Source organism: Nocardia sp. NPDC003693 (assembly GCF_053981095.1).
The window spans coordinates 1-22,246 of record NZ_JBSFNO010000060.1; the positions used below are offsets into that span (position 1 = coordinate 1).

Annotated in this window: 21 protein-coding genes; 12 read left to right on the forward strand and 9 right to left on the reverse strand. The window is 68.8% G+C overall.

Annotated features, from left to right (window positions below):
• Positions 1-702, forward strand: a 702-nt coding sequence (locus ACWDOP_RS36865) for a DUF222 domain-containing protein (RefSeq protein WP_456348773.1), incomplete at its 5' end; no start/stop codon positions are given.
• A gap of 998 nt (positions 703-1,700) precedes the next feature.
• Here the strand turns inward: ACWDOP_RS36865 and ACWDOP_RS36870 are convergent.
• Positions 1,701-2,750 carry an AsnC family transcriptional regulator gene (locus tag ACWDOP_RS36870; protein ID WP_456348774.1) on the reverse strand — a complete coding sequence of 350 codons (1,050 nt, stop codon included), beginning with the start codon at positions 2,748-2,750 and terminating at the stop codon, positions 1,701-1,703.
• 96 nt (positions 2,751-2,846) lie between these two features.
• Here ACWDOP_RS36870 and ACWDOP_RS36875 point away from each other — a divergent pair, with 96 nt between their 5' ends.
• Positions 2,847-4,007 carry a lactate 2-monooxygenase gene (locus ACWDOP_RS36875; RefSeq protein ID WP_454203015.1) on the forward strand — a complete coding sequence of 387 codons (1,161 nt, stop codon included), beginning with the start codon at positions 2,847-2,849 and terminating at the stop codon, positions 4,005-4,007.
• Positions 4,008-4,028: 21 nt separating this feature from the next.
• Here ACWDOP_RS36875 and ACWDOP_RS36880 read toward each other — a convergent pair whose 3' ends face one another.
• Positions 4,029-4,931, reverse strand: coding sequence for a helix-turn-helix transcriptional regulator (locus ACWDOP_RS36880; RefSeq protein ID WP_456348775.1), 903 nt, complete (start codon positions 4,929-4,931; stop codon positions 4,029-4,031).
• A gap of 73 nt (positions 4,932-5,004) precedes the next feature.
• Between ACWDOP_RS36880 and ACWDOP_RS36885 the strand changes: the two genes are divergently transcribed.
• Positions 5,005-5,676: a class I SAM-dependent methyltransferase gene (locus tag ACWDOP_RS36885; protein ID WP_456348776.1), complete on the forward strand. Its 672-nt coding sequence runs from the start codon at positions 5,005-5,007 to the stop codon at positions 5,674-5,676.
• Between the two features lie 64 nt (positions 5,677-5,740).
• Here the strand turns inward: ACWDOP_RS36885 and ACWDOP_RS36890 are convergent, their stop codons facing one another.
• Positions 5,741-6,289: an HD domain-containing protein gene (locus ACWDOP_RS36890; RefSeq protein WP_456348777.1), complete on the reverse strand. Its 549-nt coding sequence runs from the start codon at positions 6,287-6,289 to the stop codon at positions 5,741-5,743.
• Between the two features lie 187 nt (positions 6,290-6,476).
• Between ACWDOP_RS36890 and ACWDOP_RS36895 the strand changes: the two genes are divergently transcribed.
• Positions 6,477-8,180, forward strand: a complete 1,704-nt coding sequence (locus tag ACWDOP_RS36895) for a serine/threonine protein kinase (protein WP_456348778.1) — start codon at positions 6,477-6,479, stop codon at positions 8,178-8,180.
• A gap of 152 nt (positions 8,181-8,332) precedes the next feature.
• Here the strand turns inward: ACWDOP_RS36895 and ACWDOP_RS36900 are convergent, their stop codons facing one another.
• A complete protein-coding gene (locus tag ACWDOP_RS36900; protein ID WP_454203010.1) occupies positions 8,333-9,316 on the reverse strand; it encodes an alpha/beta fold hydrolase in 984 nt (327 codons plus the stop codon).
• Between the two features lie 54 nt (positions 9,317-9,370).
• Here ACWDOP_RS36900 and ACWDOP_RS36905 point away from each other — a divergent pair, with 54 nt between their 5' ends.
• From ACWDOP_RS36905 to fadD8, 3 genes are read left to right on the forward strand one after another with little or no spacing between them, the layout of a single operon-like run.
• Positions 9,371-10,219 carry an SDR family NAD(P)-dependent oxidoreductase gene (locus ACWDOP_RS36905; protein ID WP_456348779.1) on the forward strand — a complete coding sequence of 283 codons (849 nt, stop codon included), beginning with the start codon at positions 9,371-9,373 and terminating at the stop codon, positions 10,217-10,219.
• Between the two features lie 42 nt (positions 10,220-10,261).
• A complete protein-coding gene (locus ACWDOP_RS36910; protein ID WP_454203008.1) occupies positions 10,262-11,455 on the forward strand; it encodes a thiolase C-terminal domain-containing protein in 1,194 nt (397 codons plus the stop codon).
• Positions 11,456-11,486: 31 nt separating this feature from the next.
• Positions 11,487-13,094: a fatty-acid--CoA ligase FadD8 gene (fadD8, locus tag ACWDOP_RS36915; protein ID WP_456348780.1), complete on the forward strand. Its 1,608-nt coding sequence runs from the start codon at positions 11,487-11,489 to the stop codon at positions 13,092-13,094.
• Between the two features lie 53 nt (positions 13,095-13,147).
• On the opposite strand, the gene ACWDOP_RS36920 is transcribed toward fadD8, so the two are convergent.
• Together ACWDOP_RS36920 and secG are read right to left on the reverse strand one after the other, a co-directional pair.
• Positions 13,148-13,834: a DUF1361 domain-containing protein gene (locus tag ACWDOP_RS36920; protein WP_456348781.1), complete on the reverse strand. Its 687-nt coding sequence runs from the start codon at positions 13,832-13,834 to the stop codon at positions 13,148-13,150.
• A gap of 147 nt (positions 13,835-13,981) precedes the next feature.
• Positions 13,982-14,215: a preprotein translocase subunit SecG gene (secG, locus tag ACWDOP_RS36925; RefSeq protein WP_354986422.1), complete on the reverse strand. Its 234-nt coding sequence runs from the start codon at positions 14,213-14,215 to the stop codon at positions 13,982-13,984.
• Positions 14,216-14,572: 357 nt separating this feature from the next.
• Here secG and ACWDOP_RS36930 point away from each other — a divergent pair, with 357 nt between their 5' ends.
• Positions 14,573-15,100: a hypothetical protein gene (locus ACWDOP_RS36930; protein ID WP_456348782.1), complete on the forward strand. Its 528-nt coding sequence runs from the start codon at positions 14,573-14,575 to the stop codon at positions 15,098-15,100.
• Positions 15,101-15,167: 67 nt separating this feature from the next.
• On the opposite strand, the gene ACWDOP_RS36935 is transcribed toward ACWDOP_RS36930, so the two are convergent.
• On the reverse strand, positions 15,168-15,578 hold the full coding sequence (locus ACWDOP_RS36935; protein WP_454203004.1) for a beta-sandwich lipoprotein: 411 nt from the start codon (positions 15,576-15,578) through the stop codon (positions 15,168-15,170).
• Between the two features lie 615 nt (positions 15,579-16,193).
• On the opposite strand from ACWDOP_RS36935, the gene ACWDOP_RS36940 reads away from it, so the two are divergent.
• From ACWDOP_RS36940 to ACWDOP_RS36950, 3 genes are all read left to right on the forward strand, one after another.
• The gene (locus ACWDOP_RS36940; protein ID WP_456348783.1) at positions 16,194-16,886 is read left to right on the forward strand and encodes a DUF1963 domain-containing protein; all 693 of its coding nucleotides are present in this window, start codon (positions 16,194-16,196) and stop codon (positions 16,884-16,886) included.
• Between the two features lie 119 nt (positions 16,887-17,005).
• Entirely contained in the window at positions 17,006-17,437 is a 432-nt protein-coding gene (locus ACWDOP_RS36945) for a hypothetical protein (protein ID WP_456348784.1), read from the forward strand.
• 122 nt (positions 17,438-17,559) lie between these two features.
• Positions 17,560-18,132 carry a hypothetical protein gene (locus ACWDOP_RS36950; protein WP_456348785.1) on the forward strand — a complete coding sequence of 191 codons (573 nt, stop codon included), beginning with the start codon at positions 17,560-17,562 and terminating at the stop codon, positions 18,130-18,132.
• A 25-nt stretch (positions 18,133-18,157) separates the two neighbouring features.
• On the opposite strand, the gene ACWDOP_RS36955 is transcribed toward ACWDOP_RS36950, so the two are convergent.
• Positions 18,158-19,759 (reverse strand): MFS transporter, encoded by a 1,602-nt coding sequence (locus tag ACWDOP_RS36955; RefSeq protein ID WP_456348786.1) that lies wholly within the window; start codon positions 19,757-19,759, stop codon positions 18,158-18,160.
• Positions 19,760-20,040: 281 nt separating this feature from the next.
• Positions 20,041-20,679 (reverse strand): TetR/AcrR family transcriptional regulator, encoded by a 639-nt coding sequence (locus ACWDOP_RS36960; protein ID WP_456348801.1) that lies wholly within the window; start codon positions 20,677-20,679, stop codon positions 20,041-20,043.
• A gap of 159 nt (positions 20,680-20,838) precedes the next feature.
• On the opposite strand from ACWDOP_RS36960, the gene ACWDOP_RS36965 reads away from it, so the two are divergent.
• Complete coding sequence (locus ACWDOP_RS36965; protein ID WP_456348787.1) at positions 20,839-22,236, forward strand: lipase family protein; 1,398 nt, start codon at positions 20,839-20,841, stop codon at positions 22,234-22,236.
• Positions 22,237-22,246: the final 10 nt, after the last annotated feature.

Here is a 22,246-nt window from a genome sequence, read left to right on the forward strand (position 1 = left end):
GCAAACGATCCCTCGCTGACCCCGGCCGAGCGTGCCCGCGCCGTCGTTCGCGCGAAGCTGCGTGCGGCCGCCAAACGGGATCACCGCACCGCCGAGCAGCGCAACCATGATGCGCTGATGGTGTTCTTCCGCCCGGATATGGGACCCACGCGTCTGGGATCGCATCGTGGGCTGCCGGTTTCGACGATCATCACCATGAGCATCGAGGATCTGGAGAAGCGCGCGGGCGTGGCGACCACCGCGACCGGTGGAACCATGTCGATCACCCAAGCCCTCCAGGTGGCCAGGAATTCGACGCCGTATCTGGTGGTGCTCGACCGCAATGGCCGACCCCTGCACCTGTCGCGCGGACAACGCCTCGCGAACCCCGCCCAGCGATTGGCGCTCACCGCCACCGAACGCGGCTGCACCCGCCCCGGGTGCGATGCGCCAGCGAGCCGCTCGGCCGTCCACCACATCAGGGAATGGTCCGATGGCGGCGAAACGGACATCGAGAACCTGACTCTCGCGTGCGATGCCTGCCACGCACAGATCAACACCGGCCCGAACGGCTGGGAAACCGTTGTCATGGGCGAGGATTCGGAGAATCCGGGCAAGACCGGGTGGATCCCACCACCACATATCGACCCGGCTCGGAGACCTCGTGTGAACTTCCGCCACCATCCCCAGTTTCCGGGTATTCCCGCGCGATGGCGCTGTTAGCCAACCGGCCCTGGGCATCGAGTCTCACCGCCGTTTCCACTCTGCCTCTTCGGCTTTCCCATGCCGAAGGGGCTCCTCCTGCGCCCAAGCATTGGCCCGCTCTTCACGCCCTTGCGGCTGGTGCGACCACACGCATCAGTGTTCATGCCCGTGGCCGACGTAGCCCAACCCCCGCACCCACGCTCCGGCTTTCAGCGGAGTTCGGGAGAGCGGGCAAAGCAGATGCGACAGTGCTGGTCACTTCGCCTGCCGTACCCGGCCTATGGCTCCCCAGCCGGGAGCGCCTTCGTCCTTCCAGCCTGGCTGGCTGGCCGTGGGGACCTTTTCGAGACCTACCGACAAAGACTCGCCATCAACACAACAGGGTGATGTCTCTGGTGGTGATAGTCGTGTCCGGCCCGGGGTTGGGAACTCGGCCACGCATCCGAGGCTTCGATCCCGTTGATCGGCCCGGAAGGGCTGGAACCGCCGTCGAGGCACTCAATCCGGCCCGGCTGGTACTCCGTTATCCAGGCGTCCTTCCCCCGGTAGAGGCACCCAACCGCAGCCGAGTCTCCCGGCTTGCCCCCGCCGGTACTCCGTTCTCTAGTCGCCTTTCCTGCGGTAGGGCTCTCAAACGCCGTCGAGGCACCCACCCCACCCCGGCTGGTATTCCGTTGTCCTGGCTTCTTTCCTGCGGTAGGGCGCCCACCCGCGACCGAGGCACCCAAGCCTTCCCGCCGGTACTCCGTTATCCAGGCGCCCTTTCCCAGCCAGGCACCCACCCGCAGCCGAGTCTCCCAACGCGCCCCCGCCGGTACTCCGTTTTCTAGTTATCTCTCCTCCGACAGGTCACCCACCCGCCGCCAAGGCACCCAAGTCTTCCCGCCGGGACTCCGCCATCCAGGCATCTCGCCTTGGGTAGCGCTGGAACTGCCACCGATGCATCAACCAGCCCTGGCGCCGGTAATCGACCTGCCGCCGGCACTCCCACACCCCCACACACCAATCCCCCAGCGCTACACCACTTCTCCACTCACACTCGGAACCTGCCAGATATCCGGCGGGACCGTGGCGAGCGACCGCCCGTGCGAATCCAGCACCCGCCCGAGCAATTTCTCGTGCCGCATGGTGATGGCGCGTTCGATGATGGTCAGATCGGGGTGCAGGGTCGTCAGTTGATTCTCGAAGCGGGTCACCTCCGACACCGAGTGCAGCGACGCCTGCAGGACGATGTTGCTCGCACCGCTGACCGCCGCGCAGTTGCGGGTTTGGGGCAGGCGGATGAGGTTGTAGCCGATATCGGGGAGAGTGGCGGCGGGAGCGGTGGCGCGGAAGGTCACCGCTACGGGCCAGCCGCCCAGGGGGCGGGCGAAGTCGCAGCGGAAGGACAGCAGGCCGAGGCGGGTCAATTCGTCGAGGCGGCGTTTGACCGTGGAATTGCTGATGCCCAGCGCGGTGGCCAGAGCCTGATGGGAGGCTCGGCCGTCGAGGGAGAGACGGCCGAGCATGGCTCGGTCGAGGTCGGTCAGGCGTCGGCGGTCTCTATCGGCTCGCGTGGGATCGGGCTGTGCCCGGAGGCGGTCGCGCTGGCCGGGAGCGAGGGCGTCGATGCGCCAGCTGCCGCCCTCGGCGAACCAGTGGGTGACTATTTGCGCCTTCACGCCCACCACGTGCGGCAACGCGGGCAGCACATCCAGGGTGTAGGTCGCCATCCTGTCGAGATCACCGGTGCCGACGGTGGCGAAGATGCGATTGCTGTCGGCCGAGCGCTCCAGGGTGAGCATGTGCGGATGCGCGGTAAGGGTTCGCACGACCGTCGCGGTTTCCCCTGCCGCACAGTCGATGTCGATGTATGCGGCGCAGACGTCGTCGTACAGTGCGGGCCCCGGCGAAACACACACCCACGCATCTCCGCGCTCGTGCAGCCGCTGCCAGCGCCGGGCCACGGTGACCGGGTCTACGTCCAGTACCCCGCCCAGTTCGGTCCAGGACGCCCGCGGTCGCAATTGCAGCGCGTGAATGAGCGCGAGATCCTCTTCGGTCAGTAGTCTGACATCATCCTGCACGCGTCCAGTTCCTCACGGTGAAATCCTGCGATTCCAGTGGTCCCGGCGACCAGTCTCGCACAATAGCGGCGAGCCAATTCACAGCGGAGGTTGATCGTGGCATTCGGTGACTATCAGAACGAGATCTATTTCAACGGGCTGCGCGGGGTCGTTCCCGCCTACCCGGTGAGTGCGGCGGAGCTGGAGCAGCGCGCGCAGGCGGCACTGCCGCCCTCGATCTGGTCGTATGTGGCGGGTGGCGCGGGCGATGAGCGCACGCAGCGCGCCAATGTCGAAGCCTTCGATCACTGGGGCATCGTGCCGCGCATGTTCGTGGGCGCCAAGGAACGCGATCTGTCCCTGGATCTGTTCGGAATGACACTGCCCGCACCGGTTTTCATGTCTCCCATCGGCGTGATCGGCCTCTGCGCACAGGATGGCCACGGCGATATCGCCACCGCGAAGGCCGCGGCCCGGACCGGCGTGCCCATGGTGGCCTCCACCCTCATGGTGGATCCGCTGGAAGACGTCGCCGCCGAATTCGGTGATACCCCGGGCTTTTTCCAGCTCTACACGCCCACCGATCGCGATCTCGCGGCCAGCCTGGTCGAGCGCGCCGAGGCGGCCGGCTACAAGGGCATCGTGGTCACCCTCGACACCTGGGTGACAGGCTGGCGCCCGCGCGATCTGTCCACCGGCAATTTCCCGCAGCTGCGCGGCCACTGCCTGGCGAATTATTTCAGCGATCCGGTCTTCCGCAAGGCCCTGGCGCAGTCGCCCGAGCAGGATCCGCAGTCGGCCATCCTGCGCTGGATTCAGGTCTTCGGCAATCCTCTCACCTGGGAAGATCTGCCGTGGCTGCGCTCGCTCACCACGCTGCCGCTGATCGTCAAGGGCATCTGCCATCCCGAGGATGCCCGCCGCGCTCGTGACCTCGGCGTCGATGGCATCTACTGCTCGAATCACGGTGGCCGCCAGGCCAATGGCGGTATTCCGGCGCTGGATCTGCTGCCCGATGTGGTCGAGGCCGCCGATGGCCTGCCGGTGCTCTTCGATTCCGGTGTGCGCACCGGCGCGGACATCATCAAGGCGCTGGGGCTCGGCGCGACCGCGGTGGGCATCGGCCGCCCCTACGCGTACGGGCTGGCGCTGGGCGGTGTGGACGGCATCGTGCACGTGCTGCGCAGTCTGCTCGCCGAGGCCGATCTGATCATGGCGGTGGACGGCTATCCGACTCTCGCGGATATCACGCGGGATGCCATGCGACCGGTTCGCTGATCTCCACCGGCGGCTATTCGCTTACACGACAGTGGTTTTCAGCGTGCGCCAGGCGCGTGGCGCGGTGCCGTGCTCGCGGCGGAACAGCCGGGTGAAGTACGCCGGGTCGGCGATGCCGATCCGGCGCGACAGCTCGCCGATGGACAGTTCGGTGTCGCTCAGCAGGCGGCGGGCTTCGCTCATGCGCCGTTCCAGGATCCAATCCTGCACCGTGCGGCCGGTGCGGCGGCGGACCAGGGTGGTGAGATAGGCGGGAGTCATCCCGACCGCGCGGGCGACATCCCGCAGCGACAGTGTGTCACCGAATCGCTGTTCGATGACTTCGAAGACCTCGGCCAGCACCGCTTCGTTGCTGCGCCGCAGGTCGCCCACCACATCCACGGCGAGCCGGGAGACGTCCACCAGCAGCAGCGTCAGATGCGCCGCCGCGGCCTGCCGGTATCCGGCCCGGCACGCGGACAGTTCGTCCTCGATGGCCGCGATGGCGTTCTCCCACAGCGGTTGTCGCTCTGTCGGCACGTGCAAGCGAAGCAGTCCACCGGGTATCCCGTGCAGGAACGGGAACAGCAGCGGGTGCGCGCGCCACGCGGGCCAGGGCGCGGTGGTGTCGTCCCCGAGCGCGGCGGGATCGAAGAGTATCCCGCTGGCCCCGGCCAGGTGCACGCCCGACCCGTCGACCACCACGCCCGGTGACACCACGTAGATGTCCCCGACACGTACTCCCGCCGCCGCGGCCTCCGCACCGGGCAGGGTGCTGTCGACATACATCAGCACCGGGAAGTCGTGAATATGCGGATTCCCCTGTGCCGGCGGCGCCCCGACGGTGAAGCGCACCACCGACATGGGCGGCGCCGCCGGGTCCGAGGTGTAGCGGTAGACCGGCACACCCGCCTCGTAGCGTACCGGATAACTACGCGAGGTCATGACCTAAAGATAATCCTGATTCTGCCGAGTATCGCCCAATTGTGCGGCTGCGCTGCCACACATCATGGATTGCATGACCAAAAATACTCCTGCCGCCGACACCGCGAGCCATCACCACGACTATCTCCCCGCCATGGGCCGCGATGCCATGCTCCCCGTCTACGACCTGTTCACCCGCCTGCTCGGCGTGCGCGCCGTGCACCGCACGCTGCTGCGGCACGCGGATATCGCGCCCGGCGCGCGAGTCCTGGAAATCGGCTGCGGCACCGGCAATCTCACCTTGGCCGCTCTCGATGCCCACCCCGGCGCCGACATCATCGGCACCGATCCCGATCCCCTGGCGCTGGAGCGCGCGCAGCGCAAGGCACACGGCCGCACGGGAATCGCCTTCCAGCACGGCTACGCCCAGGATCTCCCGTTCGAGGACGCCGCCTTCGATCGCGTCCTGTCCGCGTTCATGCTGCACCACATCCCCACCGAGCTGAAGTCCGCCGTCGCCGCCGACGCGTTCCGGGTGCTGCGGCCCGGCGGCCGGCTGCACCTCGTCGATGTCGGTGGTGAGGTCACCGCCGCCGACGGCTACGCCGCTCGCCGGCTGCTGTCGAATCCCCATGCGGCCGGCAACCTCGGGCAAGCCATTCCCACCCTGCTGAGCGCCGCCGGATTCGACTGCGAGACCACCGAATCCCGTCCGCATCGCGCGATCGGCCGCATCACCTACTACCGCGCGACCCGCCCCGCCTGAGCGCTCCGATCGTGGCGGGGCCCGGTGCACAGCCCCCGGTCCCGCCACGGTCGCTATGCCCCGGTCACCACTTGAGGATGGGCAGCGGAGACAGCGGATTCGTGCGGAGCCGTTTGCCGCCGAGTTGGAGCAGGCGGCGGTGGAAGCCCGCGTCCGGCAGGTCGCGGGACAGCTCCCGATAGGCCGATCGCCGGACTCCGAAGCGGCCGAGGAGGCCGAGTTCGACGTCGATGGCGTCGGCGCGGCGGAAGATCTCGACGGGGTCGGCCGGCGCACCGGCCGATCGGACCTTGTGGTGCTGGTCGATCATCCGGAAGACGAGATCGATCAGGTCCGTCCGGCCGACGCCGGTCAGCCAGGCGGTGGCGAGTTCTTCCGACGGAGCGAGGTAGTCGAACGTCCCCGCGGACCAGATGCCGATGTCGTGGAAGGCCCCCGCGGTCAGGAATTCCTCGCGGTCGGTGGCCACGAAGCCGTGCTCGGCGGCCAGGCGATCACACAGGGTCAGCACCCGCAGGCAGTGATTCGTATAGCCCGGGCGATCCGCGCCGAGGTGCTCGGACCAGGGGTCGAGGCGGCGGTCGACTTCCCGGCGGATCCCAGCTGTGTCCATACCGGGCCACAGTAATCGCCCCGGCTACCGTCCACAGCCCGAGCGGCGGTGGAATCGCGGCGGATTCGGGCGCGAGACGAGCGAGGCTGCCGCACCGCCCTGCGGCCCACGACCCGCCGGCCGAGCCGATACCATCGACGCGCGTCCGGGCGACCGGACGGGGCGGGGATCGCGGGAAGGGGCGCACATGCTCGGTACGGGTGAGGTATTCGCCGGATACACCATCGAGCGGCAGTTGGGCCGGGGCGGAATGGGTTCGGTGTATCTGGCCCAGCATCCGCGGCTGCCGCGCAAGACCGCGCTCAAGCTGCTGAATCGGGAAATGTTCGGCGACAGGGAGATTCGGGCTCGCTTCGAGCGAGAGGCGGATCTGGTCTCGCAGCTCGACCATCCGAACATCGTCACCGTGTACGACCGCGGGGTCGAGGACGAGCAGCTGTGGATCTCGATGCAATACGTGGACGGCGTCGATGCCGCGCACCTGGATCCGCACACCCTGGATCCGCGGCGCGCGGTGCAGATCGCCGCGGAAACCGCTGCGGCACTGGACTACGCGGGCGGCGCGGGCGTACTGCATCGCGATGTGAAGCCGGCCAATATCCTGCTCGCCAAATCCGTGGGCGGACAGCAGCGGGTGTACCTCACCGATTTCGGCATCGCGCGACTACGCGAGGACAACTCGCATCTCACGCGCACCGGAACCTTCACCGCCACCCTGGCTTTCGCCTCGCCCGAGCAGTTGACCGCCCAGCCGATGGACAGCCGCTCGGACCAGTATTCGCTGGCGTGCACGCTGTACTTCCTGTTGACCGGGGAGCCGCCCTTCGATTCCCCGCAGCCGGGCAACATCATTCGCGGGCATCTGCAGGAGGATCCGCCGGCGGCGAGCACCCGCCGGCCCGAGCTGCCGCGCGCGATGGACGCCGTGCTGCGCCGCGCGCTCGCCAAACGCCCCGCCGACAGATTCGCCTCCAGCGTGGAATTCGCCGATGCCGCGCTGCGCGCCCTGAGTCCGGCTCCGCCCACCACGCGCAATCCCGCACCGGCGCAATCGAATCCCCAGCGGTCGGCCCCGCGCCAGCCGACTCCCACGCCGATACCGCAATACCGGGCCCCGCAGCCCGGCCCCTATCAGCCCGCGGGTGTGCCGCAGCCCGCCGCGCCCTATCAGCCCGCGCCGCGGTATTCACCCGCGCCGCAGTATGTTCCGCCGGTTCCCCATCAGCAGGGGCCGCGCATAGGGCCCGGGTACAACATGTCGCCGATTCCCCACGATCGCGTACCGCGCCGCTCGTCCGCCGGCCTGATCGTCGGACTGTGTCTCGGCCTGGTGGTGCTCATCGCCGTCGCGGTCGGCGCGACCGTGGCCCTGAAACGTGACGGCAAGGCCGGCGGCCCACAGGATTTCGACGCGATGGCCAAGGCGATCGTCGAGGAATTCCCCTACATGTTCGCCGACGTCGAGCTCACGCCGTCCGGCAATTACAGGGGAACGGGGCACGACAACGCGACCTGCGACACCACCAAGGGTTCGGCCGCGACGCAGAAGCCGCAGGACAACGAACCCGATATGGGTAAGTGGCTTACCCGGTGGACCTGCTACGGGACCGGGCTGCCGATCTATCAGATCTACGGCTACACCGACACCGAGGACGCCCGCTCGGTGGTCGCGGCCCTGTCCACCCTTCCCGCTCAACAGGACGTCAACGCCGGGCACACCTACACCAACTACGAGTTCCACTCCGCGGGTCCGCCCCAGCGCGACGGCCTGATCACCCATTTCTCCGGCAACGACGATCGCGGCCGGTATCTGATGTTCACCTCGAACATGTACGAACTCCACACCATCGAGGAAATGCGCACCTGGTGGAGGGCGGCGCCGCTGACCTGATCGCGCCGGGCCTGATCACGCGGCATCGGCTCGAGCCGGGGCTGACACCTGCCCGAGGTCCGCCATGGACGCGGGCACGGCCACCGGCGCGGACCGGTCCCCCGCCGAGGGCACCGCCGCATCCAGCGCGGTGCCCGGCGAGTGATCCCTGCTCAGGACGCCACGGCCGACCCGACCCCCAGCGCCCGCAAGCTAGCCAGCAGGAAGTCGTTCACCGCGTCGGCCCGCTCCAGCTGCACCAGGTGCCCGGCGCGCGGAACCTCCACCACCGCACGCAGATCCGTGAGGCTCGCGCGCAGCGTCGCCAGCGGATCACGCCCGCTGAAGCCCTCCATGTCCGGATCGTTCTCGCCGTACAGGAAGAACGCGGGCACCTCCACCTTGGCGTCGGCGTAGGCGGCGGTCAGCTCCCAGTTGCGGTCCAGGTTGCGGTACCAGTTGAGCCCGCCGGTGAAGCCGGTGCGTTCGAAATCGGCCACCAGGGTGTCGAATTCGGCCTGCGAGAGCCACGGCCAGGGCAGTGGCGGCGCCTCGGGCAGCACGTCGAGGTAGCCCAGTCCGGGCGGGTTCTTCCAGGTGTCGAGGTAGTGGTACTCGCCGCTGAGCGAGTAGTACACCCGCGCGAGGAATCCGCGCGGATCCGCGGCCAGCTCGGCGTCGGCGACGCCGGGTTCCTGGAAGTACGACAGGTGCAGGAAGTGCTTCTCGGCCGCGCGGGTCCAGAACGCCGACGGCGGGCGCGGCGGGCGGGGGCTGAACGGATTGTTCAGGACCACGACCCCGGCCACGCGCTCGGGAGCGCGCAGGGACAGCTCCCAGACCAGCTGGGCGCCGAAGTCCAGGCCGACGAACACCGCCTTGTCCGCGCCGATATCGTCCAGCAGCGCCAGCAGATCGCCGATCACGGCCTCGTTGGTGTACGCCGCCGGGTCGGCGGGAGCGTCGGTCCGGCCGTAACCGCGCAGGTCGGGTGCGATGGCCCGGTAGCCCGCGGCGGCCAGCGCGTCCAGCTGGTTGTGCCACATGTACCAGGTGTGCGGGAAGCCGTGACAGAAGACGACCGGAAACCCTTCCCCCTGCTCGGCGACGTGCATCCGGATGTCGCCGGTATCCACCGTCCGATGCGTCAGCTCCACTGCTGCCTCCAATTTCTAGAACACGTTCCTATTTCAAGGTAGTGTCCAGAGGTCGTGAGCGAAATACCCAAGATTCTCGCCGGTCGGGTCGCCGTGGTGACCGGAGCCAGCCGTGGCATCGGCAAGGGCATCGCCCTGGAGCTGGGCGCGGCCGGTGCCACCGTCTATGTCACCGGCCGCACGACCACGCCCGGACACCTGCCGGGCACCGTGGGCGGCACCGCCGCCGAGATCGACGAACTCGGCGGGACCGGTGTTCCCGTGGTCTGCGATCACAAGGACGACGCCGCGGTCGAGAAGCTCTTCGCGCAGATCCGCGACGAGCACGGCCGGCTCGACGTGCTGGTCAACAACGTCTACAACGCCCCCGGCTCGGCGCGCTGGATCGGCCGCAAGTTCTGGGAGGTGCCGCCCAAGGCGTGGGACGAGAGCTTCGACATCGGCGTGCGATCGCACTATGTGGCAAGCGTTTTCGCCGCACCGCTGCTGATCGAGTCGGGCGGCCTCATCGTGAACGTCTCCTCCCCCGGCGCACAGCGCCAGATGCACAACGCCGTCTACGGCGTGGGCAAGGCCGCGGTCGACCGTCTGACCGCCGATTTCGCCCACGATCTGGCCGATACCGCGGTCACCGCCGTGTCCATCTGGCCCGGCATCGTCAATACCGAACTGCTGCAGATGGTTCCGGCCGATGCCGAGGGCCGTCGCATCGTCACCCTGCCCGGCGAGGGGTCCTTCGACCTGGACACCGCCGAGACCCCGCGCTTCCCGGGCCGCGCCGTGGTGGCCCTGGCGGCGGATCCGAATCGTAAGGCGCGCACCGGCAAAGCCTGGAAGGTCGCCGACCTGGCCGAGGCGTACGGCTTCACCGACATCGACGGCCGGGTCCCCCGCGCCGACTGAACCGCCCCACATCCGTTCCAGCACAGAGGAGTACAGCAAGTTATGCGACGCGTTTTCGTCGTCGGCGTGAACATGACGCCGTTCGTCAAGATCGGTTCCCGCGAGTGGACCTACCCGCAGATGGTCGCCGAGGCCGTCAACGGAGCGCTCGGCGACGCCGGTGTGACCTACGACCAGGTGCAGCGCGCCGCCGTCGGGTACGTCTTCCAGCCGTCGGCGGCCGGGCAGCGCGCCCTGTACGACGTCGGCCTCACCGGCATTCCGGTGGTCAACGTGAACAACAACTGCGCCACCGGCTCCACCGCGCTCATGCTCGCGCGCGAATGGGTCGGCAGCGGCATCGTGGACGTGGCCCTGGCCGTCGGCTTCGAGCAGATGACCAAGGAGTCCATGGCGGGCCCGGCCACCCGGCCCAAGGCCACCACCGTGGATCACCACCTGGCCGTCATGCGCGAGCACTACGAGTTCAGCCAGGCCCCGATCACCACGCAGTTCTTCGGCAACGCCGCCATCGAGCACATGAAGCAGTACGGCACCACGCCCGAGCAGCTCGCGGCCGTCGCGGTCAAGAACCACGAGCACTCCACGCGAAACCCGTTGGCGCAGTTCCAGGACGCGTACACCCTCGAGCAGGTCCTCGGCGACAAGCCCGTGCACGGCCCGCTCACCCGCTCGCAGTGCTCGCCCATGTCCGACGGCGCGGCCGCCGCGGTCGTGGTCAGCGAGGAGTACGTCAAGGCGCACGGGCTCGAGGACCAGGCCATCGAGATCCTGGCCCAGGAACTGGCCACCGACGACGGCACCTCGTTCTCGACGGGCTCGATGATCGACGTCGTCGGCGCGCCCATGACCCGCGCGGCCGCCTCGAAGGTGTTCGCCGCCTCCGGCGTCGGTATCGGCGAGGTCGACGTCATCGAACTGCACGACTGCTTCACCATCAACGAACTCATCACCTACGAGGCGCTGGGCCTGTGCGGTGAGGGCGAATCCGGCGCGTTCGCCGAATCCGGCGCTACCACCTACGGCGGTTCGGTCGTGGTAAACCCCTCGGGCGGACTCATCTCCAAGGGCCACCCGCTGGGCGCCACCGGCCTGGCCCAGGCCACCGAATTGTCCTGGCAGCTGCGCGGACTCGCCGGTGACCGGCAGGTCGCGGGCGCGCGCACGGCCCTCGCGCACAACCTGGGCCTCGGCGGAGCGGTGGTCGTCACCCTCTACCGCGGCTACAACGCCTGATCAGAACCCATCGCTCGGAGCGGAGACAGCAATGACCACCATCGATCCCGACACCCGGCTGCGGATGCCCGTGCACAACGGGCACGCGCTCGTGTCCGGACTGCGCCGCCACAAGAACCGGCCGGTGCTGACCCTGGGTGACACCGTGCTCACCGGCGGCGAGGTCCTGCAGGCCATCAGCCGCTACATCGACGCCTTCGCCGAACACGGCGTGGTGTCCGGGACCCCGATCGGCGTGCTCGCGCTGAACCGCCCCGAGGTGCTGTTCACCATCGGCGCGGGCCAGATCGCGGGCCACCGGCGCACGGCCCTGCACCCCATCGGCGGCCTCGACGATCACGCGTACGTGCTCGCCGACGCGGGCATCACCACGCTCATCCTGGATCCGCTGCCCGCGTTCGTGCAGCGCGCCCGCGAACTGGTGGACCGGGTGCCGGGCCTGAATCGCATCCTGGTGCTCGGCCCGGTGCCGGACGAGCTGGCCGATGTGGGCATCGATCTGCTCGCCACGGCGGAGAAGTTCGAACCGCGTCCGGTGCAGGCCGTCGAATTGCGGCCCGACGACGTCATTTCCATCGCCTACACCGGCGGCACCACCGGAAAGCCCAAGGGCGTCATCGGTACCTCGCAGGCCATGGCGACCATGACGCAGATCCAGCTCTCGGAGTGGGAGTGGCCCAAGCACCCCAAATTCCTGATCTGCACGCCGCTTTCGCACGCGGGCGCGGCGTTCTTCCTGCCGGTGGTGCTGCTCGGCGGGCAGTGCATCGTGCTGCCGCGCTTCGAGCCGGGCGAGGTGCTGCGGGCGATCGAGGAGCACAAGATCAGCTCCACCATGCTGGTGCCGTCCATGCTGTACGCGCTGCTGGATCACCCGGATTCGCACACGCGGGACCTGTCCTCGCTCGAGACCGTGTACTACGGCGCGGCCGCCATCGACCCGAATCGGTTGCAGGAGGCCATCGATCGCTTCGGGCCGATCTTCGCCCAGTACTTCGGGCAGTCCGAGGCGCCGATGGCGATCAGCTACCTGGGCAAGGACGAGCACGACAAGGCGCGCCTGGCCTCGTGCGGGCGGCCGTCCACCGCGATCCGAGTGGCGTTGCTGGACAAGGACGACAACGTCGTCGAGTCCGGTGAGGTCGGCGAGATCTGCGTGTCCGGGCCGCTGCTCGCGGGCGGGTACCTGAACCTGCCCGAGGTCACCGCGGAGACCTTCCACAACGGCTGGCTGCGCACCGGCGATCTGGCGCGCCAGGACGAGGACGACTTCCTGTTCATCGTCGGCCGCAGCAAGGACATGGTCGTCACCGGCGGGTTCAACGTCTTCCCCCGCGAGGTGGAGGACGTGGTGTCCGAGCATCCCAAGGTGCGCAACGTGGCCGTGGTGGGCGTGCCGGACTCGTACTACGGCGAGGCCGTGACCGCGGTGGTCGTGCTCGATCCCGAGACCGCGGGCGATGCCGCGGCGGTGGAGACGGTCATCGCCGAGGTGCAGGCCGCGGTCAAGCAGCGCAAGGGATCCGTGCAGGTGCCCAAGCACGTGCTGCTGGTCGACGAGCTGCCGCTGACCGGGCTCGGCAAGCCCGACAAGAAGGTCATCCGGGTGCTGGCGGCCGAGCGGCTCGGCCTGGCGTGATCAACCTCTAGAGCTCGGGCCGAGTCGCCGAATGGCGCTCGGCCCGAGTCGTTTTACGCCTGGTCCGCGCTGGGCGGGGTGATCCGCAGGGCGCGGACCTGCCGCACGCCCCTGCGCACGCTCACCGCGCCGGCCTCCACGATGGCCCGGGTCACGAAGTGCCCCAGCGCCGTTGCCGCGAACACCGCGGTGATGAGAATCGGCGCCCACTCCCAGGTGAGCGCCAGCACCATCCGTTCGAGGGTGCCGACCGGCTCGACCACCGGCTCCCAGCTGTTGAGCCGGACCCAGCGGCCGAGGAAAACACCGACGGCGCACAGCAGATGCACGATGAGCGTCACGGGCGTGCGCCACGAACCCAGCCCCCGCTGCTCCAGGAAGCGGCCCAGTTCGGCCAGCACCAGGTAGTAGGCCACGAAGCCCGAGGCGATGAACGCCACGTACACCGGCAGCACGGTCGACACCACCGGGCCGTCGCCGACTGAGCGCACGGTGTCGCGCAGATGCACCAGGTCCGTCACCACGTAGGGCGCGTTCGGCAGGAACAACAGCAGCAACACCGCGCCGGCCCACCACAGCGGCGAACTCGGCAGCCGCCGCTCGGCCCTGCCCGGCAGGCGGAACACCAGAAACGCCAGACCGACTGGAATCCAAGCCAATACGGTATTCCAGCTCATCCACCACAGATCACGGCGCAATACCCCCACGAGGCTCGGCGCGACCGCATCAACCAAGTCCATGGATCCATCATGCACGGCATTCACCTTCGCGCCCGGGCATTTTCCGCAACGCCGCAGTGCGAACGCCGTCCCGCAGGTACTCGCCCAACACAAGTAGCCCGGGTGTCGCGACTGCGACACCCGGGCTACCTACCCAAAGCTATGAGGTCAGGAGAACTTGATTTCCAGGCCGATGCCGAGGATCGAGATCAACCAGATGACACCGACGAACACCGTGATCCGGTCGAGGTTCTTCTCGACAACGGTGGAACCCGACAGGCTCGACTGCACACCGCCACCGAACAGGCTGGAAAGACCTCCACCCTTGGCGCGATGCAACAGCACCAGCAACACCAGCAGGACGCTGGTGATGATCAGGAGGATATCCAGGAACATGCGCATGCTGGGCATCCTATCCCGCCGTCAACGACGTGATCACATACCCCCTGGTCCGGGCGGGGCGTGTTCAGCCGCGCCCGCCGGCCACCCCACGCTCTCGGGCCGGGCTGCGGGTTCACATCGGGCCGGTCATCCCCCAGCACACGCCACTCGCACGCGTGTTCGAGTTCCAGCAGTGGCCGCGAGCACCTCGCGAACGCATTCCAGCGACAGTGCGGCAACGCGGTTCCGCAGGTGAAACGGGCATTTTTCGGTTGGTCGAATTTCTGGGCCCATCTACTGAAATACGGGCCTACCATAGATTTCGTCATTCGTACTGGATTCGAGACGCCACGGCGCGTCACGGCGAAAGGTACCGAAATGCGATTCCAGCGTTCTGCTTCGATTCTGGTCGGCGCGACCCTCGCCATTCCCGTCCTGACGGGGCTGACGGGCACCGCGAGCGCCGATTGGGTGGTCGGCGGATGTTACGGCGGCCAGCTCACCACGACCAACGTTCCCGGCGGCGGGAGCGTCGGCATGGACACCAACGTCACCGGCGGCCTCACCGACTGCGGTAGCCCGCAGCTGCCCGGGGTCAACGGCGGCATGCTCAACATCCGCTACCCGTACAACATCGTCACCGGCAGCAACTCCGGCACCGGCGCGGGCGGCAACCCGGCGAACGGGACCATCGTCTGGTCCGACGGCTCGGTCAGCGTGGTCTCGGGCAACTGGGTCACCTCACCGGTCGGTCAGAACGCCATCAGCGTGCTGGGCATCCAGAGTGGGCCCGGCGCCGGCCAGCAGATAGTCTTCGGCACCCGCCAGATCGCCAACGCCGGCTCGGTGGGCGGCGGCAGCGGCGGTGCGGGCTCGGTCGACGTGATCGACGCCCTGTTCCACTGACGCGAGCCAAACCTCCTGCCCCGCAACGCGATGCGGGGCGGGGTCGGGCCGAACCCGGGCCGCGGGCCTACCGCTTCTCCACGTTCGGCACGATGGCCTCCGGCTTGAAGTTGACGATGTAGTGGTCGGACGAGACGTTGGCCGATTCGAGCTGCTCGACCACGTAGGTCACGTTGTCGCTGAGCCCGAGATAGTGCTTCTTGTAGTCGTCCGGCCCGACCTTGCAGGTCACCGTGATCTTGCGGTCCCCCGGGTCGATCGAGCAGAAACCCTCGATCAACAGCATGTACTTGTCGGTGATGCCGTTGTAGAAGACGATGCGCCGGTTGATCTCGAAGTTGTCGGACTTCTTCGAGATGTTCTCCGATGCGACGTCGGCGTCGGACGAGCAGCCGGCCAATACCGCCGTGGCGAGCACCGCCGCCCCGAGCGCGAGCACAGCGCTCTGCCCGAACGCCTTCCCCCGTGAAATCCTCATGACTGCCCCTCTCCCCCGATACGAGCCCGGTCGCGTTCGCGCGTATCCGCGAAAGCTCGTGTAGTACAACCGGGCACACCCCATTGACCCGCCGCGTCGCGGAAACAGCAACCGATTTCGCGCCGGGGGAACACGAGATCGCCCGACGCGCACAACCCGCGCGCGGCGCGTCCGCGCAGCTGGGAGCACTCGCACGACCCGGTGCCGCGCTCGGCCGGAAGCCGGTGCAGGGCAGCGGATCGTATCGGGATCGTTACTCCCGCGCCGACCCGCGCGCTGCCAGCGGGCAGCGCTACGAGGGCGGCCGACGCCGCAGGCGTCGCCGTCGCCCGCACCGCCCGAGCACTCGCCACGAGTGAGCGCGCGACCGCCAGCCGGGTGCCGCCGTTCGCCTGGCCGCTACTGGCCGCGACGGCGCAGGTGTGGTGTTTGTAGCGGGCCTGGTCCTGAGGGAATCGGCTGTGCCACAGCGGGCTTCGGATCGGACGTGGCATACGTGGTCGTACCGCCCTGGCAGGATGCCGATCCATGATCGAGAATGATCCTGGCGTCCTGATGCGAACCCATCTTCCCGCGGAATTTCATGCCGACGTAGGCCTATCGGTTCGCGAGGCGATGCACCTGCGGCACGCGAGCGTCGATGACGAGGTCATCGGGTACTTCGGCGGACTGCCCGAACTTCCCGACGAGATGGACTGGCCCGGCGCGAGTCACGGCCACTACGAGCACGTCGCGACCATCGACCTGGCGAAGGTGCCGTCGCTGGACCTGAATCTGCCGACCGCGGGCCGGTTGGTGGTCTTCGGCGACACCGATGGCTGGGAGGGTGCCTTCCACTACTTCCCCGAGGGCACGACACTGCGCGAACGGGCGCTGCCGGCCGATCTGGCAGCACACGACCGCGTCTTCGTTCGCACCGACATGTCCTGCGTGCGGGTTCCCACGATCCCTACGACGGAGTTCCTCACCGGCAATCTCGTCGACGACGACCACTACGACGACGAGGAGCTGTACGAACGCTTCGAGTCGTTCGTCGACGCGGGCCCCAGATGGCGTCATCAGCTCGGCGGCTGGGCGAACGAGATCCAGGGCGACAACGACGGCGGCCTGCTACCCGGAACCCCGGTGGCCCAGCGCTTTTCACCCGGCGGCTCACCCGCGGGTCAGGTCCTGATCGCCCAGTTCGGCACCGACCACGCCCTGCGGATGGGCTGGGGCGACTTCGGCAAGCTCTACTGCTTCATTCCCGTCGCGGACCTGCCGGCCCGAGACTTCACCCGGGTCCGAACCTACTGGGAATGCCACTGAGCAGCGGCGGGCGGAGGCGGCGAAACCTCCTGTTCGGCAGGCGCTCTCGGGTGAATGCGATGAACGGGGCGGGGGCGAATGGCTACGATGAGCGGCAGTCGCGTTCGGATCGGGGGGCCATGTACGGTCAGCGGCCGGGTATGCCGCCCGAACCGTGGCGGTTCGAGGGGCAGGGGGAGGAATTCGAGCGGCGGCCTGTCGCGGACATCGTGGTGTCGTGGGTGCTCGGGATCGGGGTGCTGGGGGTCGGGCTGTGTTGTGCGCTGTGGTTTCTCACCACCTATTTTCTCGGGGAGGTGGGGGCGGCGTGCGGGGACGCAGCCGAGGAGTGTGGCGCGGCGGAACTCCGTGGCATCGGGTGGCTGGATCCGCTCGCCTGGTGTGGCTTCTGGATTCCCCTGCTCGCGCTGGTGACGACCGCGGTCGTGGACTACGTCAGTGACGCGCTCGAGGTGCGCGGGCACCCGGGGGCCCGGCGGGTGCCGCTGTTCATCTGGCCGCTGGCGGCGTTGCTGGCGCAGCTGTGGTTGCTGCGGCCGCTGCTCGACTGAGCCGGGTCGGAGCCGGCTGCGGAGCCATGTGGGGTGACTCACGTGCGTGCCGGGCTTTCCGGATTTCCGCCCCGGCAAGATCGGCACCGAGTACGTTGTCCGCCAGTCACCAAGGAGGACCGATGTCTCGCAGGATCGTCAGTGCCGTCGCCGCCGGGGCGGCCTTGCTCGCGGGGTGCGGCACACCCGACGACCCCGGTCCCGTACCCACGAGCTCGACGGACAGCCCGGCCGTGACGTTCGCCGGCCCGACCTCGCCGCGCGGCGCCGCCGTCAAGACCGTCGGCCAGGAGGCCGGCATCGGCAAACCCGGCGCCGAGCCCGTCCTCGCGTGGACGGTGACCGGCATCGAGGTCGGGGCGCCGTGCACCGAGGCCGGGGCGGTGCCGCCGGAGAACGGGCAGTTCGTCGTCGTCTCGATCGACGCGCGCACCTCGGGCGAATTCGACCAGGCGAAGATCGGCGGTCCCGGCTTCTTCCATCCGGGCAACGACTGGCAGTTGATCGACGCCGCGGGCGTCACCCACCCGCGCCCGGCCTCGGATGCGGTCTACCGCTGCACCGCCGCGGACTGGCCCGTCGACCTCGCCCCGGCGTCGAAGTACCAGTTCAAGTTGACCTTCGACGCGCAAACCCCGACGGGCACACTGCTTTTCGCCCCCGCGGCGTGGCCGGGCTGGGAATGGACCTTCTGAGCGCCGGTGGGGTGATCGACGGGACTCACACGGGCGGCCCGACCGCGATCAGGTGGGTGATCTTGTCCTCGCCGACCGTGTACTGCGCCACCACCTGCTCGTTGCGCTGATCCTGCACCGTCAGGCGGAGCTGGTGCTGGTGCATGTGCTCGGCCCAGGAGCGGACCACGAACGCCTCCACGTACCGATCCGACTCCCCCACATCGCGATACAGGCGCCACTCGCGCGCGCCGGTCCGCTGGCGGGAGCGGCCGACCCGGGTCATGGCGGCCACGAACTCGGGAACCACCTCCTCGGGCACGGTATAGCTGCGCATCACCAGCACCGGGCCGTCGGCGGGATCGGGTTCGGTGTCCAGGACCGGTTCGGGCCAGATCACCTTCGGCGTCAGATCGAACCCGGTGGCGTCCTGGCTGATCGGCCACCACAGCGTGCTCAGCGCGCACACCGCCAGCAAACCCGTCGCGATCCCGAGCGCGGTGACCACGCCCAGCGCGTTGGCCACCGCACCCCACAGCAGCGATCCCAGCGCCTGCCCGCCCATGAAGGTCAGCGAGTACACCGCCATCCCGCGCGCCCGCACCCACGCCGGAAGCATCAGCAGCATGGTCGAATTCAGCGTCGACAGCGCCAGCGGCCAGCCCACGCCCGCCACCACCAGCGCGGGCAGCACCAGCGGCACCCGATCGGCCAGCGTGACCACCAGCGTCGCCGCCCCGAACAGCACCGCCGCCAGGGTGACCATGCGAGTCGCGCTCAATCGGCTGCGCAGCGCGGCGAACCCGAGCCCGCCCGACACCGCGCCCACCCCCAGCGCCCCGAGCAGCAGCCCGTACCCCGAGGACTCGAGCCCGAGCCGATTGTGCGCGACCACCGGCAACAGCGCCCAGATCGCGCTGGCCGGGACGATGAACAGGATGGCGCGCAACAGCACTCGCCGAATCGCCGGTCCCGACCGCACGAACCGCATGCCCGCCCGCAGCGCCGCCAGCGGCCGCTCGCTCGGCAGCGTCGCCGCCCGCTCCGGTCGCCGCCACAACACCAGCACCACCACGATGCCGATGAAGGACACCGCGTTGAAGCCGAACACGAAGGTCGGCCCGGCCAGCGAGATCAGCACGCCCGCGATGGCCGGACCCACCGCGCGAGCGCCGTTGACGCTCAACCCGTTCAGCGCGGCCGCGGCCGGAATCTGTTCGCGCGGTACCAGTTCCGGCTGAATCGACTGCCAGGTCGGCATGGTCAGCGCCTGCCCGCAGCCGAGCAGGAACAGCAGGCCCAGCAGCACCCCCGGGGTGGTCAACCCCAATCCGGTGCACGCGGCCAGTGTCAGCGCGGTCACCGCCATCGCCGACTGCGCCCCGATCAGCAGCCGCCGCCGATCCACCAGGTCCGCGAGCACCCCGGCCGGAATGACCAGCAGCACCACCGGCAGCGTCGTCGCGGTCTGCACCAGCGACACCAGCATCGCCGCGTTCGGCTCGTCGACCAGCAGCCACTGCGCGCCGACGGTCTGCATCCAGGTGCCGAGGTTGGACACCAGCTGCGCGATCCACAGTGCCCGGTACACCTTCGACGCCAGAGGCGCCCAGGCGGAGGGAGGGGAAGCCGTCGCTAGCGCAGTCACCGGGGTAAGCCTAGGCCCGCGCCGGCGGCACACTGCCGATAGACCCGGCCTAACCTCGCAAATCAGGCTGATCGCAATGGGCCGCGAGTCGACCGGGCCGCGCCCACATCCCCGGCGTGTCGCCGACGAGCCGGACCGGGCGGCCGGCAGCCGGATCCGCGAACACCACCCGGATCGGTACCGCGACCGTCAACCGACCAGGACGAGCCGCGAGCCCGCTGGAATGGGCGAAAACACGCACCGAGTGCGCATTCATCGCGCGCCGGGCGGCCGTGCCGGCATCACGGCTCCTGCGCAACCCCCCGCGCCGCGTACACCGCTAGCATGTCCTCGACCAACGCCAGCACCGACACATCCAGGTCGGGCCGCGGGTAGACGCACCGCACGACGGCCTCGCCCGAGAACAGATGCAGCATCGCGAAGAACAGCGATTCGCGCAGCTCCTCGGGGAACGCGTCCAGCACATGACTCTCGTTGAGCGCGGCCACGATATCGGCGTAGTACCGCTCCGCGATGGGCGCGATGCGGTCGCGCAGTTCGGTGTCCGAGCGGGCCGCCAGGTAGATCTCGCGCAGCGCGTGACTCAGATGCGAACCCTGGGCCTGGCGCAGGAAGCGCAGCGCCGCGGCCAGCGCGTTGTCCTGCGCGTCGAGGTGCGCCATGACGGCGCGGAAGCCGTCGAGCTGGCGCCCGAAGGCTTCCTCGGCGGTCTTCACGATCAGGTCGAGGCGAGTGTCGAACTGCCGGAACATGGCCCCGGCGGAGAGTCCGGCGCGCCCGCAGATCTCCTGCACGGTCGCTCGCTGGTAGCCGACCTCGCCGATGGCCGCGATGGTGGCGTCGACCAGTTTGCTCACCGTGGCCGTTCGGCGCTCGTGCTGGGTGCGGCGCGGACGCGAAACTTCACTCACGCCGCACATCCTGCCGTGCCGGTCCCGCCGGGCGAAGCGGCGGCCCCGGGTGACCGTTGACACATTCCGGGCGGACCCCTATCGTCTGGGACACTTACTTAGAAAATACTCACTTCCTATTTTAGGCAGTGCAGGGTCGCCGCGGTGCGCGGGGTGGAGGAGTTCGAGATGACAGCGGGTAGACGCATGGGGACCGCCCTGGCCGTGGCCGCGGGGGTGACGCTGGCCCTGTGCCCGGTGGTGACCGATACCGCCGGGGCACAACCGGTTTCGGTGGAGCCTGCCCTGCCGTTCCCGATTCCGCCCGCACCGCCGTACCTGGATCCGGGCTTCTACTCCCCGGACCCGGCGCGGGTCGCGGCGGCGCAACCCGGGGAGATCCTGGCGGCCCGGCGGGTGAATCTCGCCAATTTCTGGCTCATTCCGCTCAACGTCAACGCCTGGCAACTCTCGTTCCGCAGCACGAACACCCGGGGCGAGCCGATCGCGGCGGTCTCGACGGTGATCGTCCCGCATCGCCCCTCCCCGACCGAACAGCGCGCGCTGCTCTCGTTCCAGATGGCCGAGGATTCGCTGTCGCAGAACTGCGCGCCCTCCTACAGCCTGCAGATGGGCTCGCTGCCCAATCCCCTGAATCCGGTGATCGGCGCGGAGTTCATCGAGGTGCAGGCCATGCTGCAGCGCGGGCACGCGGTCGTGGTCCCCGATCACCAGGGCCCGAACGCCGCCTACGCGGTCGGGCCGCTGGGCGGCCGCATCACCCTGGACGGCATCCGCGCCGCGGAGAACTTCGAGCCCGCCGGTCTGCCGGGCGCGGACACCCGGGTCGCGCTGTGGGGCTACTCCGGCGGCGCGATCCCCACCGCGCACGCCGCCGAACTCCAGCCCGAGTACGCGCCGGAGCTGAACCTCGTCGGCTCGGCGACCGGCGGTCTCATGGCCGACATCCGCATGGCCATCGACTACAACAACGGCACCTCGACCTTCGGCGGCGCGGTGCTCGGCGGACTGCTCGGGGTGGCGCGCGAATACCCGCAGGTGAACCAGTTCATCGACCGGTACATGAACCCGTTCGGCAAGGGCCTGCGACTGGTGCACGAGAACCAGTGCGTGGCACTGCAATTCGCGGGCTTCCCGTTCGTGAACATCAAGGGTCTGTTCGACTACCCCGGCGACCCGATGCGCGCGCCGGAAATGCAGCCGGTGCTGGACGAGCTGAGCCTGGGCCATCGCGGCACCCCGCGCACGCCCGTCTACATCTATCAGGCGCCGCTGGACGAGGCGATGCCGATCAACGCGGTCAACAATCTCTACGACACCTACTGCCGGGACCCCGAGGCCCGTGTCGCCTACACCCGGGATCTGCTCAGCGAGCACGGCATCGCCGCCGTGTCGGGCACCGCGAGCGCGGTGCTGTGGCTGGACCAGCGACTCAACGGCGTGGAACTGCCCGCCGGGTGCGGTAATCGGGACGTGCTGACCTCGTTCGCCGATCCGGGCGCCATCGCGGCCTTCGTCGACGTCATCGGGCAGACCCTCGCGTCGGCACTCGGTATGCCGGTCTGATCACCGTACG

Coding starts and splice junctions, on each gene's coding strand:
- secG (WP_354986422.1), bottom strand. CDS start 14,215: ATGCGCATGTTCCTGGATATCCTCCTGATCATCACCAGCGTCCTGCTG.
- ACWDOP_RS36965 (WP_456348787.1), top strand. CDS start 20,839: ATGACAGCGGGTAGACGCATGGGGACCGCCCTGGCCGTGGCCGCGGGG.
- fadD8 (WP_456348780.1), top strand. CDS start 11,487: ATGACCACCATCGATCCCGACACCCGGCTGCGGATGCCCGTGCACAAC.
- ACWDOP_RS36945 (WP_456348784.1), top strand. CDS start 17,006: ATGTACGGTCAGCGGCCGGGTATGCCGCCCGAACCGTGGCGGTTCGAG.
- ACWDOP_RS36895 (WP_456348778.1), top strand. CDS start 6,477: ATGCTCGGTACGGGTGAGGTATTCGCCGGATACACCATCGAGCGGCAG.
- ACWDOP_RS36960 (WP_456348801.1), bottom strand. CDS start 20,679: ATGTGCGGCGTGAGTGAAGTTTCGCGTCCGCGCCGCACCCAGCACGAG.
- ACWDOP_RS36935 (WP_454203004.1), bottom strand. CDS start 15,578: ATGAGGATTTCACGGGGGAAGGCGTTCGGGCAGAGCGCTGTGCTCGCG.
- ACWDOP_RS36885 (WP_456348776.1), top strand. CDS start 5,005: ATGACCAAAAATACTCCTGCCGCCGACACCGCGAGCCATCACCACGAC.
- ACWDOP_RS36950 (WP_456348785.1), top strand. CDS start 17,560: ATGTCTCGCAGGATCGTCAGTGCCGTCGCCGCCGGGGCGGCCTTGCTC.
- ACWDOP_RS36890 (WP_456348777.1), bottom strand. CDS start 6,289: ATGGACACAGCTGGGATCCGCCGGGAAGTCGACCGCCGCCTCGACCCC.
- ACWDOP_RS36940 (WP_456348783.1), top strand. CDS start 16,194: ATGCACCTGCGGCACGCGAGCGTCGATGACGAGGTCATCGGGTACTTC.
- ACWDOP_RS36920 (WP_456348781.1), bottom strand. CDS start 13,834: ATGGACTTGGTTGATGCGGTCGCGCCGAGCCTCGTGGGGGTATTGCGC.
- ACWDOP_RS36880 (WP_456348775.1), bottom strand. CDS start 4,931: ATGACCTCGCGTAGTTATCCGGTACGCTACGAGGCGGGTGTGCCGGTC.
- ACWDOP_RS36930 (WP_456348782.1), top strand. CDS start 14,573: ATGCGATTCCAGCGTTCTGCTTCGATTCTGGTCGGCGCGACCCTCGCC.
- ACWDOP_RS36910 (WP_454203008.1), top strand. CDS start 10,262: ATGCGACGCGTTTTCGTCGTCGGCGTGAACATGACGCCGTTCGTCAAG.